Genomic DNA, 16234 nt, shown 5'->3' with positions numbered 1-16234 from the left:
TCAACGTTTCATGCGGCACAGCGGGGTGCGCTCATCATAACCATATGACGTTTGGTTGAACATGCCGCGCAATATCGGTACAGCGGAACAAGAACGGCATGCGAAGGTCGCCAACGGCTGGCAGGCAACCTTGCTATACCAAACGCCGTTTGGTACCGTGGCCAACGTTGCCATCCGGATCGGGAGAGCCCGGGAGAGGCCCAGTGGATCAGTTCGACCATCACTCGCAAGACTTCGCCCAGCATTGGCGCGGCCTGTATGCCGACATGCGGCAGCGCTGTCCTGTGGCTCATAGCGATCGACACGACGGTTTCTCGGTACTGACCCGCTACGACGACATCAAAAAGGTGCTGGCCGACCCCGAGACATTCGTCAGCGGCCGTGATCTGTCGTTCGGTGACGACGTCGTGCGGGGCGGTGCGACGGTGCCTACCAACCCCGTTCGCATGGGCATGATGGAGATGGACCCGCCGGTATCCCAGGCCTACCGCAAGTTGCTGGCACCGCTGTTGTCGCGCAAGGCGATCGACGCTTACCGGCCAAGGATGCAAGAGATCGTGTCCTGGACGATCGACCGCGTCATCGACTCCGGCAGTGTCGATTTCGTGGATCAGATCGCGAATCCGCTGCCCGCGATGGTGTCCCTCGACTACTTTGGCCTCTCACTGGACAAGTGGGAGCAGTACGCCACGACGTTGCACAAGGCCGTGTACCGGGAAAAGGGTTCGGCGCGCGATCTCGTGGCGCTCGTCGAGGACGTGCGAGCTACCGTCGTCGAGCGGCGAGCGACCGCCGGCGAACGCGGCGATCTGGTCGACGCGTTGCTGACCGGTGAGGTCAATGGCGAACCGCTCGACGACGAGATGGTCACCGAGTTGTTGTTCATGTTGCTCAACGGCGGCATTGACACCTCGACCGCGCTGATCGCGCACATGTTCGGCTATCTGGGCGCGCATCCCGGCGACCGCGAGACGTTGATCGCCGACCCGGACCGGATTCCGTCGGCCATCGACGAGATGCTGCGCTACTTTCCTCCGGGTACCGGGGTAGCTCGCACCGTCGCCAAACCCGTTGAGATCCAAGGCCACCGATTCATTCCGGGCGATCGCGTGTACTGCGCGATCGGTGGGGCCAACCTCGATCCAGACATCTTTGTGCACCCCGACGAGGTGCTTCTGGACCGCGAGAACAGCGGCAAGCACTTGTCGTTCGGGTTCGGCGTGCACCGCTGCCTCGGATCGTTCTTGGCGCCGATGGAGCTGACCGTGCTGCTCGGCGAGGTCCTTCATCGGATGCCCGACTACGTTGTCGACCACGAGCAGGTACGTCAGTACCCGACAATCCCTCTGGTCAACGGCTATCTTGCGATGCCCGCCACGTTCACTCCGGGTCCACGCGTGCTCACCGGTTTCGCCGCCGCGCTACCGGTGCGGCTGGAACCGGCGACGACGGCCTGAGCCGATCAGGCGCCGTCCAGATAGCCCGCGCGGGTGCGATCCAGGAAGGTCTGCCGGGCAGCCGAGGCGTCGCCAAGCATGTTGAGCTCGAAGGTGTAGCTGAGCTCCTGTCGATACAGCGTGCGTAGGTCGCGAGCGGCGGTGTTGTTCAGCGACTGTTTCAGCGCGCGCACCACCCGGGGCGTCTTTTTCGCAATGGTCGCGGCGATCTCCCTGGCCCTGTCCACCGTGGCCGCCACGGTCGGTTCCACGTGGTAGACGCTGCCGTAGGCGTACAGCTCGGAGATGTCGATCGGTTCACAGGTGAACATCGCGGCGCGAATCCGCTTCTCGGGGAGCAGGCCGAGCGCCTGCACGCCACCGGTGGTGGCTCCGTTGTCGACCTCGGCGAGCACGAACTTTGTTGCGGCACAGCCTATGAGCACGTCGCAGGTGCCGGCCAGCAGCACCCCCACCCCGACGCAGTAACCGTGGATGCAACCGATCACCGGTACCGGGCACTCGGCGATGGCCAAGCTGGAATCCTGTGAGCCCCTGGCCTGTCCGAGGATTCCGTCAAACCCTGGCAGGGACTGGACCTCCTTGAGGTCACCGCCAGCGCAGAACCCGTTGCCGTCGGCGCGCAACACGGCAACCCGCACCTCTTCGCGGTGCTCATAGCTGCGCAGTAATTCGGTGAGCCGGGCCAGATCGCCGATGGTGTAGGCATTGGCGGGCGGGTGGTGCACCACCAGCTCGGCGACCCCGTCGGCATCAACCGTCTCGGTTATGGACACGCCGGCTCTTTCAGCACCGACGCCGAGGCGGCCAGCAGCTCACGTGCTTGGGCGACGATGCGCGTGACCAGCTCCGCGACGGTAGGAATGTCGTGGATCGCCGCGGATACCTGCCCGGCAACCAGCAGGCCGCGCTCGACGTCGCCGTCGCGCTGGGCCACCCGTATCTGTTCTTCTTCCCAAGCCTGAAACGCCTCTGGCGCCAAGGTCTCTCGCGCTTTGTCTAGCGCGGCGATCGCGTCGTTGCGCAACCCGCGGATCGGCGCGTAGATGCCGCCGTAGACAACGTCGTCCCACTCTTGGGAGTCGACGATGCGCTGCTTGTAGGCCTGATGCCATTGGTGCTCCTGGGTGGCGATGAAGCGGGTCCCCATCGCCGCCGCGGCTCCGCCCATCGCCAGCACCGCGGCCAGCCCGCGCCCGTCGCAGATGCCGCCGGAGACCACGACCGGGACATCAAGGGCACCAATCACCTGCGGCGCCAACACCATTGTGTGCACACCCTTGGCGTGGGTATGCCCACCCATTTCGTAGCCGGAAGCGATGATGACGTTCGCGCCGTACTCGGCGGCCTTCAGCGCATGTCGCACCGAACCCACCTTGGCCATGTGCACCAGGCCGGATTCGCGGATGGCGGATCCGAACTCGCCGGCGAAACCCGCCGATGTCACGATCGCGCGCAACTGTGCGCCCACCCGACCGCCGTCCCGCTTGGCCGATATCGCCTCGTCTATACAGGTCCGGCTGACCAGCAACAGCTCTCCGTCAGGAGTGCGGCCTACTGGCACGTTGACCGCAAACGGCCGATCGGTGTGTGCGGCGACGTGCTCGATGGCACCGCGAAACCCCTTGCGCAGGAATTCTTCCGAGGTGTTGACGATACTCGGGCAGCTCACCGTGCCCAGCCCGCCGGCCGCCGAAACGGCGGCCGCCAGGTACGTCGTGGGCGAGGGGCCCATGCCGTCCTGCATCACCGGATACTCGACACCGACGAGATCTTGGAATCGGCGCCACATACGGCTCACCACGGCCTCCTGGTCATAGCTTCACCGGCCGCCTTCGTCGCGGCCGACGGACACGGTCTTGGGATGCGGCATCGGGTGGCGCACATCGGGCGCGTCGTCGGGAGCCTGGTCCCGCACCCACTGCACCGCCTGCAGATAGGCATCGATGAGCCGGTCTTCGGCGTCGTAGTCGAAGCGCGCCGGATACAACGGATAATCCGCCGGCGTCACCGGGTTGGCGCTCAGCCACTCGACCGCCTCCACCATGGCCACCCGGGCGGGTACCACCTGGGTATAGCCGAGCTCCCGCTTGGCCTTGTTGTTGTCCAGCAGAATGTGCGGATCGCCACTCGGCGGCAACAGCTCAATGAGCGCCGACGGCGCCATCTCGCGCGGGACCCCGACGAATTCGATGTCGGCACCCATTATGTCGGCGACGGTCTCGGCCCACTGCCGCACGGTGAACTGGTCGTCATCGGCGGCGTTGTAGGCCTGCCCGTTCGCCGTGTCGGGATGGTCCACCGCGCTGAGCACCACTTCGGCCGCATTGCGGCCCGCGCACCGCGAGATGATCCATAATCCGTTGTCCGGCAAGATCATCCGGCGCCTGCCGTCACGCACCCGGCGCATCACCGACCACTCCCAGGGCACCAGGTTGCGGGGACCATAGATCGCCGGGTAGCGGATCACCGTGCCCCGGTACGCCCCGGCTTCGGCCCGGTCGAGCACGGCGCGTTCGGCGGCTCGAATCAGCTTGGCGAACTTCGGCACCGGCTCAGTGCTGTCGGACAGCGGCCCGTCCTCGCGGGCGTTGAGCACCATGCCGTAGGGGTGCACCTGCGCAGCCTGCAAGCAGCCACGATAGGCCGGCACGCCACCGATGCTGATCAGGTGGCCGCACCGGCTGGCGAACACCTCGGCGATGGTCGCGACCCGACCGTACATCGCCAGCACCAGGTCGTAGCGCGCGTCACCGATTGCCTCGGTCAGGGATTCGGGGAAGTGCGGGTCCGCGTGGATGTGCGGGACATCGGGCAACCCGACGGGTTCGTGCACGCCGCGATGCAGCATCGTCACGTCGTGTCCCCGACGCAGCAGACCCTCCAGCACCGGCACACCCGTGGATCCGCTGCCACCGATGACAAGCGTCTTCATCGCCTCACCACTCGCGGTCGATTAACCAAACGGTAATTGGTTCTTGTCATCAAACCACACCGTCGACCCGCTTAGCCAGCACCGGAACCTGCGACGCAACACGTTCGACGACCAACCGAGCCGAGTGCACGCAACCACTCTGGCCCGCCGTTGCCCATTCCCGCACCCCGTCGCCGACGTTGAACAGGTTGGAAATCGGGGTCGTCTGCGGAAGGTCACGACCGGCGATGGCCCGCTGGGCCGGCCAGTCCTCCCCCGCACAGATTTGTATCGACAAGATCTTCGCCGTTTCGAAGCCCGGAAAGTGTTCGGCGAGATCGGCTTTCAACATCTCGACCTCGGCGGCTTCGTCGAAGGGGCCGGTAGCCGGATGCGGCGTGCTGGCGCCGGCGTACAGATGCCATCCCGGTGGCGCCATCTCGGGACACGTCTCGGTCAGATTCGCCGCGTAGGCCAGGCGCCGGGTCGGACCGAAGAACACCACTCCCGGCACCGTGGTGAGTGGTCGCCTGCTGGCGAAGTTCACCGTGATCAGGGTGCTCGGGGCCGACTGCGTCCGGATCCGTTCCCCATAGCCGGGGGGCAGATTGTCCTCGCCGCACATGCGCACGGTCGCCACCGGGCCGGCATTGCTGACCACGGCGCGCACCGCGACGGACACGTCGGCCTTGTCGCGATGCACGACCGCGCCGTCGACACGACCGGCGTCGTCGAATGTCAGCTTTCTGACCTCGCTATTCAGCCACAGCACCCCGCCGGTGCGCTCGAAGTCGTCGGCCAACACGCGCCACGGGCCGATGCTGCCTTCGGGGTGCATCGCGTAGGTGTCCAAGGCCTTCGGTTTGGTGAGGTAGTCGAACAGCAATGCGGCTTCCACGTCGGCGGGCTCGGCCGCGAACAGGGCGCTGGTCAGATTGCGCAGCAGGCCACGCAAGAACGGGCCGCGACGGGCCGTCACGTCCGCGAGGGTGCGCCCCGGCGCAGGTCGCAGCCGAGGAAATCGGCGGGCGGCGATGCCCAACAGCGATATCGACCCGTGCAATACCGCGCCGGGCATTCCGTTCATCACCGGGACGTCGCGTTTGCCCAACCGCAACACCAGCGGCTGAGTCGGCAACCTGGTCCCCATCGATAGCCCCAGGTCTTCGAACAACTTCCCGTTCTCGCCACCGGTCTCGATGATCAACGCACCGGTGTTGACCCGGAATCCGTCGATCTCGACCGTCGACGCGCGGCCCCCGACTCGATCCCTGCTCTCCGCCAGCAGGGTTCGATATCCAAGGCGGTTCAGGCGCGCCGCGGCCGCCATTCCGCCAGCGCCCGCACCGATCACCAATACGTCAAAGACTTCGTCAACGCTTTCAGACACGCTGTCCCTCAACCTCTTTGCGGTCGCATCGAGTGCCATCGAGTATCACTTGGCCACGGCGCCCGCATCGACGGGCAGCGAGATGCCGGTGATGTAGCGGGCTTCGTCGCTGGCCAGGAACAACACCGCGTTGCTCACGTCGCCGCTTTCGATCCACGGCACCGGCAACGCGTTCATCTCCCCGGCCGGAACGGCGAACTTGTCACGCGTCGGATGCGGATCGTCGGGTAGGAAGATCCGGTAAGTCGCTTCGTTCATGATCATGTCGGTATCGACACACGTCGGATTGACGGTGTTGACCCGGATGCTCAACGGGGCCAGCTCGAGTGCCAGCGTCTTCATCAACCCGACCACCCCGTGCTTGGCCGCGACGTAATGCGCGAGTCCGGGCTGACCGATGAGCCCGGCGATGCTGCTGGTCAGCACGATCGAGCCACCATTGCCTCCGGCAATCAGGTGCGGCACCGCGGCTTTCGTCGTTCGCCACACTCCGGACAGATTGATGTCGACCACCTGCGACCAGGTCTGCTCGGACAGTTCGAACGACGGACCGATTGACATGATGCCGGCGTTGGCCACCACGATGTCGAGTCGCCCGAGTTGGCTCACACCGTCGTTCACCGCCGCGATCAGCGCCTCACCGTCTCGGACGTCGACCTCGCGGGTCACCACGTTCTGGCCGAGTTCCTTGACCTGGCGGCCGGTCTCCTCAAGATCCTCGGGCGTCGCCAGCGAATAAGGCACCGACTCGATCTGACGGCAGATATCGAGCGCGATGATGTCGGCACCCTCCGCGGCAAGCCGCAGCGCGTGGCTGCGCCCCTGCCCGCGCGCCGCTCCGGTGATCAGCGCGACCTTGCCGGCTACCCGTCCGGTCATCTATTTCTCCAATCGAGAGTGGACGAAATTAGCTTCTGCTCAGACTTTTTCGAAGGTCAGCGGGACGCGGTCAGGGCAGTTGGCGATGCCGGGAGCCCACTTGAGGTCGGCCGGATCTGCGTCGAACTTCAGGTTGGTGATCCGCGCCAGCAGCTCTTCGAACGCGATCGCGATCTCGACGCGGGCCAGGTGCATGCCCACACATCGGTGGATGCCCAGACCAAAGCCGGCGTTGCCACCGCGCGGCGGGTCGAACTGCAGCTTGTCGGCCGCGGGAAACTTCTCTTCATCGCGGTTGGCCGAGTCGAATCGCACCAGCACCCGGTCGCCCTTGCGCATCGGGCAGCCACCGACCTCGGTGTCGCGGGTGACCGTGCGACCAAAGGTGGCCACCGGCGAGGCATGGCGGATGAATTCGTCCATGTCGTTGCGCACCCAGCGCGGATCCCGCACGCGGGCTTCGAGTTCCGGCTGCAGAGCGATATGCATGGCGATGGTGCCGATCGCCGAGCGCGTTGTGTCGAGCCCGCCCAGGAACAGCACGCAGATGGCGCCGAGCGCCTCGTGCGACTCCAACGGCTTGCCGTCAACCGTGCCGGTGACCAGCGACCGCAGGATGCCCTCTTCCTCGGGTGGATTCTCGGTAGCCGCGCTCAGATACTCGGCGGCCAGCATGCCGAGATTCATGAAGTCTTGTTCGGTGCCGTCCTCGGTCACGGCGAACACGACCTCTTTGGCCCGCTCCATTTTCGCCATGTCGGTTTCCTTGAACACCACCGACGCCAGCACCCGGGACACGAACGGTCCGGCGAACTCACCGAGGAGTTCCACCTCTCCCTTGTCGACGAACCCGTCGATGAGCTCGCGGGCGATGGAGCGCATCTCGGCCTCGAACGTCAGCGCGTACTTGCGGGACAAGTAGGGGTTGAGCAGCTTGCGAAACCCGGTGTGCAGCGGCGGATCCGAGTCCAGCGGGCCCAGGCCGATCGGGGTGGGCGCGGGTGAACCTCCCTGCGAGGAGAACGTTTCCGGGTCCTCGAGGACGTGGCGAACATCGGCGTAACGGGTAACCATCCACATCGGACCGGTCAGTTCGGTCTCGGTGCGCACAACCGGGCAGTGTTCGCGGGCGTACGCGAAAGCGTCGTACTTCCAGTTCTCGTGTTCGGGGTCGAACAGGTCGAAAGTGGGGAGCAAAGCGGCGAGGTTGCGATCAACGGCGGAAGAGGTCATCGAGACGGCTCCAGAATCTCGGTCAACAAGTTCTCAAACAGTGTTTGGTATTTAATTGGCCAGCATGCCATATGAAGTGGATCACGTCCAACACCCGATGTGACCTGCACAGCGCCGGCGCGCGACGCCGACCTCAGCCCTGTACGGCGGGGTCCAACTTCAGCGGACGCGCGGCCTCGACCATGATGATCTCCCACTCGATCCTCGAGTGTTCGTCCCATTCGCGGCGAGACTTGATGCGGGCGCGATCGGGGAAGCCGTGGTGGATTCCCTGCGGATCGTGGCTCACCAGACCGGATTTGAGTGGACGTCCGAGCGATTTGCCGCCATGGATCAAGGCGATCTCGTCGTAGTCGGCATTGCGGTGGAACCACGGGATGCGCTCGACTCCGGCAACGGTCTCGAACGGGCGCGGCAGCAAATTGATGATGTTGATGCCGTCGGCGACCAGAAAGCAATGCATCGACGGCGGCAGGTGCAGGCTGTCGGACATGATCACGTTCCAGTCGGCGATATTGAACGCGAACGGGAAGTAGTCACCCTTCCAGCCCTGCACGTCGCAGGGGTGATGGTCGACGAAGATCGACGAGTACTCGTGGTCGTATTTGACCCTGATCTCGTATTCGTCCCGATCCGAGACGATGGCGGCGGGTTCGGGCACCCGGATCACGTCAGGGTCGAACGGGGCGTGCCTGCCAAGCCCCACATAGGTGGGGGCCCGCAGTTCACCCACCGTCTCGATGCCGAACAACATGGTCTCGCCGGCGTCGACCACGAATCGGTGCGTGATTGCCTTGGGAATGACGACGTAATCGCCTTGGCCGTAACTGATTGGGCCGAATTCCGTTTCGACCGTTCCCGATCCCCGATGAACGAACCAGCATTCGTCGCCGTCCACGTTGCGCCGGTAGAACGGCATCGGCTCGGCACGCCGTGACAGCCAGATGGTGGCATCGGCGTTGTAGTAGAGCCGTTGCGGGTTACCCCGCGGATCGGTGAGGTCCTCCGGCTTGATGTCGCCAAGCATGGCGCTGGTCGACTTGAACCGGCCCTCGGTGCGAAAAACCGTCGGGTCATTGGAGCGGTACAGCACGGCCTCACGGCCGTCGAAGCCCCGCCTGGTGAGTTCATCGTCTTTCAGCAATTCGCCGTTGGTGCCCGCGCCGGGCAGATTTCGGTGGGCCTGCCTGCTCGTCTTGCCCTTGCTGAGCTGGATCAAGGTGCGCATGGTCATGGCCTCAGCATAGGACATCATCTAGCATTTGACGATCATCATTTGGTTATGGCCATGAGCGATGAGGACGTGGGCAAAAACGCGCTTGGAACCACTTATCGGCCTACCGCGGCCAGCCCTTGAACGCGTTCGCACCCGGGAAACCACACCACAAACAAACTAAGTTTGGTATCTTGACCGGGTGGTCCAGCCTCCACCGTCGAGCGTCACGAAAACCGGTGTGCCACCGTTGACCGGCGTGCGGGTGCTGGACCTCAGCGCGTTGGGTCCCGGGCCCTTCTGTTCGATGCTGCTGGCCGACTTCGGGGCCGACGTGGTTGCGGTGGAACGGCCGGCCACGCCGCACCCCTTCGATCCGGCCAAGTCGCTGTCGCGAGGTAAACGGTCGGTCGTGGTGGATCTGCGCGCGCCGGGCGGAGCCGAGGTCATTGCGCGCCTTGCCGACGCCGCCGATGTCCTGCTGGAGAGCAACCGTCCCGGCACGATGGAACGCCGTGGGCTGGGCCCGGACATACTGTGCGAACGCAATCCGAGACTCATCTACACGCGGTTGACCGGGTGGGGCCAAGACGGTCCCTACCGCGACCGAGCCGGACACGACATCAACTACGCGGCGATCGCGGGCACGCTCGGGGTGATCGGCGACGAACGACCGGTACCACCGTTGGCCATGCTGGGCGACCTGGCCGGTGGCTCGCTGTTCGCCGCGCTGGGAATCGTGATGGCGATCTACGAGCGCACCGTCACCGGCCGGGGCCAAGTGATCGACGCCTCGATCGCCGATGGTTCGGCACTACTGAACCTGACCAACCTTGCCGAGTTCAACGCGGGCATCTGGGCCGGCCGCGGCCGCCATATCCTGTCCGGCTCCGCGCCGTTCTACGGCCCCTACGCCTGCGCCGATGGTCGGTTCTTCGCGGTTGGCGCAATCGAACCGAAGTTCTACGCCAATTTCCTTGGCGCCCTTGGGATTGACAACGTCGATATGTCCGCTCAGCTCGACCAGGCGCGCTGGCCCGAATTGCGCGAACGAATCGCAGCGGTTTTCGCGACCAAGCCACGCGCCCACTGGAGCGCAGTGTTCGCCGATGTCGACGGTTGCGGGGCACCGGTTCTCGAACTCGACGAACTCGCGGACGATCCGCACTTGCGAGCACGCGCCACGATCACCACCGCACCGGACGGTTCGGTGACCGCCGGGCCCGCGCCGCGACTATCCCGCACCCCGGGACGCCCCGGTCCGGCGCCGCGGGCAACCGGTGCGGATACCCGAGATGTGCTGCGGGAGTCGGGTTTCAGCGACGAGGAGGTCAGTTCTTTGATCGCCGATGGGACCGTCGCGGCCTCCGGTTAGACACCGCTTCACTCGAAGGTGATGGCGTGCTCCGGGCAGCTCAACACCGCCTCGTCGATGTCGGCCTTGTCGGCCTCCTCGACGTCGTCACGCACTACCGTCCCGAAACCGGCGTCGTCCATGTCGAAGTAGGTCGGCGCGATGAGCACGCACCGGCCGTGGCCCTGGCATTTCGCCGGGTCGATGGTCACCCGAGACAACGTCACTCACCCCTTGCGGTTCTTGCCCTTGCGGCCCAGCCGGCGCCGCCAGTCGTGCGCCCCGGTAATCCGGACCAACCGCGCCTGAAGTCGGCTCATCCGGGGCAGATACGGGTACCAGTGCGGTTCGGATCTCAGATTGAAACGCTCGGTCACCACAGCTTGCTGCCGGCAGAATTTGAGGAGTCCCGCCGCACCGCCGTTGCGACCGCCCACCCCGGACGACTTCCACCCGCCCATCGGCAGGGTGAGCAGCATCGTGGCGGTCAGCACGCTGTTGATGTTGACCGCGCCGGTTTCCAGCCGGCGGGCGACTCGGTCGGCCCGTTCCTTGTTCCCGCTGAACACGCTCGCGGCCAAGCCGTAAGGCGAGTCGTTGGCCAACCGGATCGCCTCGTCCTCGTCCCGGACTCGCATCACCGGCAGCGTCGGCCCGAACGTTTCCTCGCGCATGCACGCCATCGAATGGTCGACGCCCGTCAGCACCGTGGGCTGGAAGAACGTCCCGCCGTTGCCCCGCTTACCGCCGGTCACGGCGCGCGCGCCGGCCTGCAGCGCATCGGCGACATGACGCTCGACGATGCGTACCTGGTTCTCGGTCGCCATTGCCCCGATGTCGGTCTCGAAGCTGCCGTCGCGGTCCATGCCCTGACGCAGCGCGGTGACCTTGTCGGTCAGTTTGTTCACGAATTCGTCGTAGACCTTGTCCTGCACATAGATTCGTTCGACCGACACGCAGATCTGACCGGAGTTCCACAGACCGCCCCACACGGCGCCGCTTGTCGCCCGGTCGATGTCGGCGTCGTCGAGCACGATCATCGCGTCCTTACCGCCGAGCTCTAAACCGCACGGGATCAGCCTCTCCCCCGCTCGAGCGGCGATCTTTCGGCCGGTGGCCGTTGATCCGGTGAACTGGATCATGTCCACCTCGTCGACCACCGCGGCCCCGGTGGCGCCACCGCCCGTCACGCACGCCAGCACCGGCGGTCCCTTGACCTCTTCCAGCCAGCCGCGGGTCACCTCGGCCCAGGTCAGCGGCGTCACCTCGGACGGCTTGAAAAGGACGGCCGCCCCGGCCATCAGCGCCGGGATGCCATCGATCGTTGGGGTAGCCAGCGGGCCGTTCCACGGGGTGATCACCCCCACCAGCTGGTGTGGGCGATGGAAGACGCGCAGGTTCTTGGTCAACGCCATCGCGCCCGAACGCTCGACGGTGCGGTCTGCGAGGAATTCCACCGCATGCTTGGTGAAGTAGTTGACCGCGTCGACCACGACGGCGGTCTCGACCTGGGCGTCACCCCACGACTTGCCCGTCTCCTCCTGCATCAGGCCGAGCAACCGCTTCTCGTTGTCAAGCACCCAGTCCAGAAGCCGCAGAACATGTTTGGCCCGGCCCTGAGGTCCTAAATCCTCCCACGCCGGTTGCGCCGCCCGCAGCTGCTGCGCGATTTCGTGCACCCGCCCCGACGTCATGTCCGGCACGCTGCCGACCACCCGCCCATCGGCTGGGCAGCGGACTTCGATGAATCCGGGCTCGCGTAACGAGTCGCTCACACCCAAATCGGTCTGCGTCGTCATCGACGGTCCTTTCGGTGGACTGCGGTGGCGATATCCTAACAATGTTTGGTACCAAAAAGGAGGCGGTTTGGGGAGCACCTCCGATCCACCGGCCGAGCCACAGCGCCCCGGCCGCCCGAACAGTGCAATCAACGGCCCTCTAGCCTGTCCGGATGAGCCTGCCGCGCCACGAGGGCCGCGATCTTGCGTCCGTGACGTCCCACCAGACGCTGTACGCGGAGGATCTCGCGGTCGGAGACTGGATGGACCTCGGCCACGTCGAAGTGAGTCGCGACGAAATCATCCAATTTGCCAGTCAATTCGACCCGCTTCCGATCCACCTCGACGGAACCGAATCACCGTTCGGGGATGTGATCGCCAGCGGCATGCACACCCTCTCGCTGTTCGCGAGCATCTCGTCGCCCAAATTCATGGCCCGGCTCGCGTTGGTCGCGGGCAAGGGATTCGACCGGATGCGGTTGCCCCATCCGGTCCGCCCCGGCTCGGTGCTGACCGGATCGCTGGAGGTGCTCGACGTCAAAATGGGTCCCCGAAATGCCGACGTGCACTGCCAGTACGAGATGGTCGATCAAAACGGCGACCTGGTGATGACGATGGTGGGCATCCAGGTCGTTCGTCGCCGCCATCCCGCCACCGATTGACACTGAATCTGGCCTGGAAGCGCCCCCATGCTTTAACCTACCGTCATGAGGTTTAGCGCGCGCCTCCGACGAAGGCAGCGGTGGTGACGTCGTCACCCCCCGGTGGCGCGACGGCTGTCCCGCACTGGACTGACATCGACTGGGCTCCGTCGATCGCCTATCGCGTGATCAACGGCCTGCGGGTGCAGTACCTCGACTACGGCATGGGACCGGCTGTAGTTCTGTTGCACGGCATGGCCTCGAGTTGGCAATGGTGGCTTGAGAATATTCCTGCACTGGCACAGCAGCACCGCGTCATCGCAGTCGACCTGCCCGGCTTCGGCCAATCCGATCCGTTGCCCGCGCCGGCCGAAATGGCCACCCACGCGCGCACCGTGCTCGACCTGCTCACTGAGCTCGGCATCGAATCAGCAACGGTCACAGGACATTCCATGGGTGGTCTAGTCGCGATAGAAATGTTCAAAGCCGACCCGCGACGCACATCGCGCCTCATTCTGGTCGACTCCGGCGGTGTGCCGATGTCGGAGCGGCGTCTGGCAGTCATTCTTGTGGTGCTGCGGCTGTGCTCGGCTATCTTGCGACGACGCTTCGTCCGGCACGCACTCGCGACCAGGATGTGGGTTCGGCGGATAGCACTGCGCGCGGCCCTTCGCGATCCCCGGGTGATGTCGGCGCAGCTGGCAGCCATGACCATGCCGACATTTGGGGGCCCGGGTTCGGTCGACGCGATCCCCGCCGCCGCGCGCTCCGTGCACGCGACGGTGCCCGAATCGATCACCTGCCCGGTCCTACTCGTCTGGGGCGAGCACGACGTCGTTGTGTCTCCCAAGTCTGCCTACCAAATGCACGACAAGCTACCCGACTGCGAACTCGCTGTTTTCTCTGACTCGGGACATTGCCCGATGGTCGAATTCCCCGACCGCTTCAACGATTTGGCGCTCAATTTCCTGGCCGCACGCGCCGGCGACGGCGCAAGCGGCAGCCAGCAACACCAAGTTTGCTGATTAATTCACGATTCGGAGGCGCGCCATGACCGTGACCCATGCGCATACCTACTGCCGCATCTGCGAAGCGCTCTGTGGGTACGTCGCCACCGTGGAAGACGGCGTGTTGATCCAAATGCGACCCGACAAGGATCATCCGATCTCGCGGGGGTTCGGCTGCCCGAAGGGCGTCGCAATGACCGAATTGGTCAACGACCCGGACCGGGTGCTGCACCCGTTGCGGCGCAAGGCCGGGGTACCGCGGGGGCATGGCGGCCTTGAGCAATTCGAGCGCATCAGCTGGGCGCAGGCCTTCGACGAGATCGCGTCGAAACTCAGGGCCGTGATCGGCACGCACGGCGGCGGCGCCGTGGGCGCTTACCTGGGCAACCCGGTCTACTTTTCGTATTCACCGCCGATGTGGGTCAAGGGATTTCTCGATGCCCTGCACTCGCCGCACTTTTACACTCCCGGGTCTCAAGACACGGCGAGTCGCTCGGCGGCCAGCGCGTTCCTCTACGGTTCTGCGCTGATCTTCCCGATTCCGGATCTGGAACGTACCGATTTCCTGCTGATGCTGGGCGCCAATCCCTTTGTGTCGCATGGCAGCCTGCTGACCGCGCCACATATCAAAGAGACACTGCGCGCGATCCCCAAGCGCGGCGGCCGGGTTGTCGTCGTCGATCCGCGACGGACCGAGACCGCGCGGGTCTTCGAGCATCTGCAGGTACGTCCCGACTCGGACGCGTGGCTGCTCGGTGCCATGTTGCGGGTGATCTTCGACGAGGGGCTCGAGGACCGTACGGCCATCGCGAAGACCTCGCGCGGAATCGAGATGCTGCGCCAGATGGTCGCCAGTGACAGCTATACCTGCGAGGAGGCGGCGCGGCGCACCGGACTTGGCCCCGACGAGATCCGCCAGCTCGCACGTGATCTCGCGACCGCGCGCACGGCGGCGGTGTACGGGCGAATCGGCACCTGCCGCGGCCGGCACGGCACCCTGACCGTCTTCCTGCTCGATGCGCTCAACGTCGTCACCGGCAATTTCGACCGACCGGGCGGCTCCTTGCTCGGCAAGTCCTTGACGCCGCCGACCTTCAACAAGGCCGCCGATACCTTCGGCAAACACTTCGGCCGCGTCGGCGGCTTCCCCGACGCGTTCGGCATGCTGCCCTCGGTGATGATGGCCAAGGAAATGCTCACCGAAGGCGACGGACAGTTGCGGGCCTTCTTCACCGTCGGTGGAAACCCGGTGCTGGCCAACCCCAATCCCGACGAACTCACCCGGGGCATCAAGCGCCTCGACCTGATGGTCTCGATCGACCTGTACGTCTCGGAGACGGGACTGCTGGCCGACTACATCTTGCCGGGCACCACGTTCCTCGAAAAGCACGATGTACCACTGCAGTTTCTGCAGAACCACACGCTGCCCTTTGCGGAGTCCACCGAGGCGGTCATCCCGCCGCGGGGTGAATGCAAGGACGAGTGGCAGATCATCGACGAAATCGGCCGACGCATCGGCATCGCCCCATACAGCGTGCCGATGCTACGTGCGGCGGCCAGGGTCGGGATCAGGCCAACGCCGCGCACCCTGGTCGATTTGGCCGTGCGGCTGGGACCCTACGGCGACTTCTTCGGCCTGCGCCGCGGCGGGTTGAGCCTGAAGAAGCTGGCGGCCGCGGACAACGGGATGGTGCTGGGCGAGCACCAACCCACCGGCGAACAACACAAGAGGATCCGCCACAAAGACGGTCTGGTACATCTGGACGCCGCCCAGGTACTTGCCGAATCGCGCCGGCTCGGTGAACGGCACGACACGGACCCTGACCTGCCGTTGTCGCTGATCACGTTGCGCGAGCTGCATTCCCACAATTCGTGGATGCACAACCTGCCCTCGCTGATGACCGCACGCCGCAAGCACACCGCCCGGGTGCACCCGAAGGATGCCGCACACGCCGGGGTGATGACCGGTGATCGGGTACGCATCGTGTCGGCGTCGGGAGAGATCGAGACCGAGGTGATGGTGACCGACGAGATCATCGAGGGCACCATCGCCGTGCCGCACGGCTGGGGACACCGTGCGGCCGGATGGCGATTGGCCAACGAAGCCGGCGGCCCGAACATCAATGTCCTCGCGTCGAGCGAGATCGCCGACGTCGAAAAGATCGCCGGGATGACTCTGCTGGATGGAATCCCGGTGCGGCTGGAGCCGGTGACAACCGGGGAGCGGGCGCCGTTGCAGGAGGCTGTGACTCGACGCTGATCGCGCTACGACAACCGCGAACGATCGTTATGCTGCAAGACCGCTCGGATGATGCTAGGAACGGGAACTGAGGACTAGCAGTCGCATTCGATTGCGGGCCGGTCGCTA

General features: G+C 65.1%; 14 protein-coding genes. 5 read left to right on the top strand and 9 right to left on the bottom strand.

Annotated elements, in window-relative coordinates:
• Positions 1 to 203 precede the first annotated feature (203 nt).
• A complete protein-coding gene (locus tag G6N55_RS28305) occupies positions 204 to 1457 on the top strand; it encodes a cytochrome P450 (RefSeq protein WP_085221571.1) in 1254 nt (417 codons plus the stop codon).
• Positions 1458 to 1462: 5 nt separating this feature from the next.
• Here G6N55_RS28305 and G6N55_RS28300 read toward each other — a convergent pair whose 3' ends face one another.
• The 7 genes from G6N55_RS28300 to G6N55_RS28270 form a co-directional block, all read right to left on the bottom strand.
• Positions 1463 to 2233 carry an enoyl-CoA hydratase-related protein gene (locus G6N55_RS28300; RefSeq protein WP_085221570.1) on the bottom strand — a complete coding sequence of 257 codons (771 nt, stop codon included), beginning with the start codon at positions 2231 to 2233 and terminating at the stop codon, positions 1463 to 1465.
• Positions 2224 to 3249 (bottom strand): NAD(P)H-dependent flavin oxidoreductase, encoded by a 1026-nt coding sequence (locus G6N55_RS28295; RefSeq protein ID WP_232079112.1) that lies wholly within the window; start codon positions 3247 to 3249, stop codon positions 2224 to 2226. The genes G6N55_RS28300 and G6N55_RS28295 overlap by 10 nt, the downstream gene beginning before the upstream one ends.
• Positions 3250 to 3279: 30 nt before the next feature.
• Positions 3280 to 4392 carry an NAD-dependent epimerase/dehydratase family protein gene (locus tag G6N55_RS28290; protein WP_085221569.1) on the bottom strand — a complete coding sequence of 371 codons (1113 nt, stop codon included), beginning with the start codon at positions 4390 to 4392 and terminating at the stop codon, positions 3280 to 3282.
• A 49-nt stretch (positions 4393 to 4441) separates the two neighbouring features.
• A complete protein-coding gene (locus G6N55_RS28285; RefSeq protein ID WP_232078856.1) occupies positions 4442 to 5761 on the bottom strand; it encodes an NAD(P)-binding protein in 1320 nt (439 codons plus the stop codon).
• A gap of 45 nt (positions 5762 to 5806) precedes the next feature.
• The gene (locus tag G6N55_RS28280) at positions 5807 to 6640 is read right to left on the bottom strand and encodes a mycofactocin-coupled SDR family oxidoreductase (RefSeq protein WP_085221567.1); all 834 of its coding nucleotides are present in this window, start codon (positions 6638 to 6640) and stop codon (positions 5807 to 5809) included.
• 39 nt (positions 6641 to 6679) lie between these two features.
• Entirely contained in the window at positions 6680 to 7873 is a 1194-nt protein-coding gene (locus G6N55_RS28275) for a cytochrome P450 (protein ID WP_085221566.1), read from the bottom strand.
• Between the two features lie 133 nt (positions 7874 to 8006).
• On the bottom strand, positions 8007 to 9101 hold the full coding sequence (locus G6N55_RS28270) for a homogentisate 1,2-dioxygenase (RefSeq protein ID WP_085221725.1): 1095 nt from the start codon (positions 9099 to 9101) through the stop codon (positions 8007 to 8009).
• A gap of 244 nt (positions 9102 to 9345) precedes the next feature.
• Between G6N55_RS28270 and G6N55_RS28265 the strand changes: the two genes are divergently transcribed.
• Entirely contained in the window at positions 9346 to 10461 is a 1116-nt protein-coding gene (locus G6N55_RS28265) for a CaiB/BaiF CoA transferase family protein (RefSeq protein WP_085221724.1), read from the top strand.
• A gap of 8 nt (positions 10462 to 10469) precedes the next feature.
• Here the strand turns inward: G6N55_RS28265 and G6N55_RS28260 are convergent, their stop codons facing one another.
• Positions 10470 to 10652 carry a ferredoxin gene (locus G6N55_RS28260; protein WP_197747374.1) on the bottom strand — a complete coding sequence of 61 codons (183 nt, stop codon included), beginning with the start codon at positions 10650 to 10652 and terminating at the stop codon, positions 10470 to 10472.
• A gap of 15 nt (positions 10653 to 10667) precedes the next feature.
• Positions 10668 to 12239, bottom strand: coding sequence for an aldehyde dehydrogenase family protein (locus G6N55_RS28255; RefSeq protein WP_085221565.1), 1572 nt, complete (start codon positions 12237 to 12239; stop codon positions 10668 to 10670).
• Positions 12240 to 12391: 152 nt separating this feature from the next.
• Between G6N55_RS28255 and G6N55_RS28250 the strand changes: the two genes are divergently transcribed.
• The 3 genes from G6N55_RS28250 (at position 12392) to G6N55_RS28240 (ending at position 16126) form a co-directional block, all read left to right on the top strand.
• Entirely contained in the window at positions 12392 to 12880 is a 489-nt protein-coding gene (locus G6N55_RS28250) for a MaoC/PaaZ C-terminal domain-containing protein (RefSeq protein WP_085221564.1), read from the top strand.
• Positions 12881 to 12963: 83 nt separating this feature from the next.
• The gene (locus G6N55_RS28245; protein WP_139826775.1) at positions 12964 to 13884 is read left to right on the top strand and encodes an alpha/beta fold hydrolase; all 921 of its coding nucleotides are present in this window, start codon (positions 12964 to 12966) and stop codon (positions 13882 to 13884) included.
• 25 nt (positions 13885 to 13909) lie between these two features.
• Positions 13910 to 16126: a molybdopterin-containing oxidoreductase family protein gene (locus tag G6N55_RS28240; RefSeq protein ID WP_085221562.1), complete on the top strand. Its 2217-nt coding sequence runs from the start codon at positions 13910 to 13912 to the stop codon at positions 16124 to 16126.
• Positions 16127 to 16234: the final 108 nt, after the last annotated feature.

It is taken from the genome of Mycobacterium florentinum (assembly GCF_010730355.1).
GTDB classification, from domain to species: Bacteria; Actinomycetota; Actinomycetes; order Mycobacteriales; family Mycobacteriaceae; genus Mycobacterium; species Mycobacterium florentinum.
Note: the sequence above shows the minus strand (reverse complement) of the source record. Positions and strands in the feature narration are given on the sequence as shown.

What these genes read in the sequence shown, in the direction of transcription:
- G6N55_RS28255 (WP_085221565.1), bottom strand. Translation starts at nt 12,239, where the DNA reads ATGACGACGCAGACCGATTTGGGTGTGAGCGACTCGTTACGCGAGCCC.
- G6N55_RS28250 (WP_085221564.1), top strand. Translation starts at nt 12,392, where the DNA reads ATGAGCCTGCCGCGCCACGAGGGCCGCGATCTTGCGTCCGTGACGTCC.
- G6N55_RS28295 (WP_232079112.1), bottom strand. Translation starts at nt 3,249, where the DNA reads ATGTGGCGCCGATTCCAAGATCTCGTCGGTGTCGAGTATCCGGTGATG.
- G6N55_RS28240 (WP_085221562.1), top strand. Translation starts at nt 13,910, where the DNA reads ATGACCGTGACCCATGCGCATACCTACTGCCGCATCTGCGAAGCGCTC.
- G6N55_RS28270 (WP_085221725.1), bottom strand. Translation starts at nt 9,101, where the DNA reads ATGCGCACCTTGATCCAGCTCAGCAAGGGCAAGACGAGCAGGCAGGCC.
- G6N55_RS28280 (WP_085221567.1), bottom strand. Translation starts at nt 6,640, where the DNA reads ATGACCGGACGGGTAGCCGGCAAGGTCGCGCTGATCACCGGAGCGGCG.
- G6N55_RS28290 (WP_085221569.1), bottom strand. Translation starts at nt 4,392, where the DNA reads ATGAAGACGCTTGTCATCGGTGGCAGCGGATCCACGGGTGTGCCGGTG.
- G6N55_RS28275 (WP_085221566.1), bottom strand. Translation starts at nt 7,873, where the DNA reads ATGACCTCTTCCGCCGTTGATCGCAACCTCGCCGCTTTGCTCCCCACT.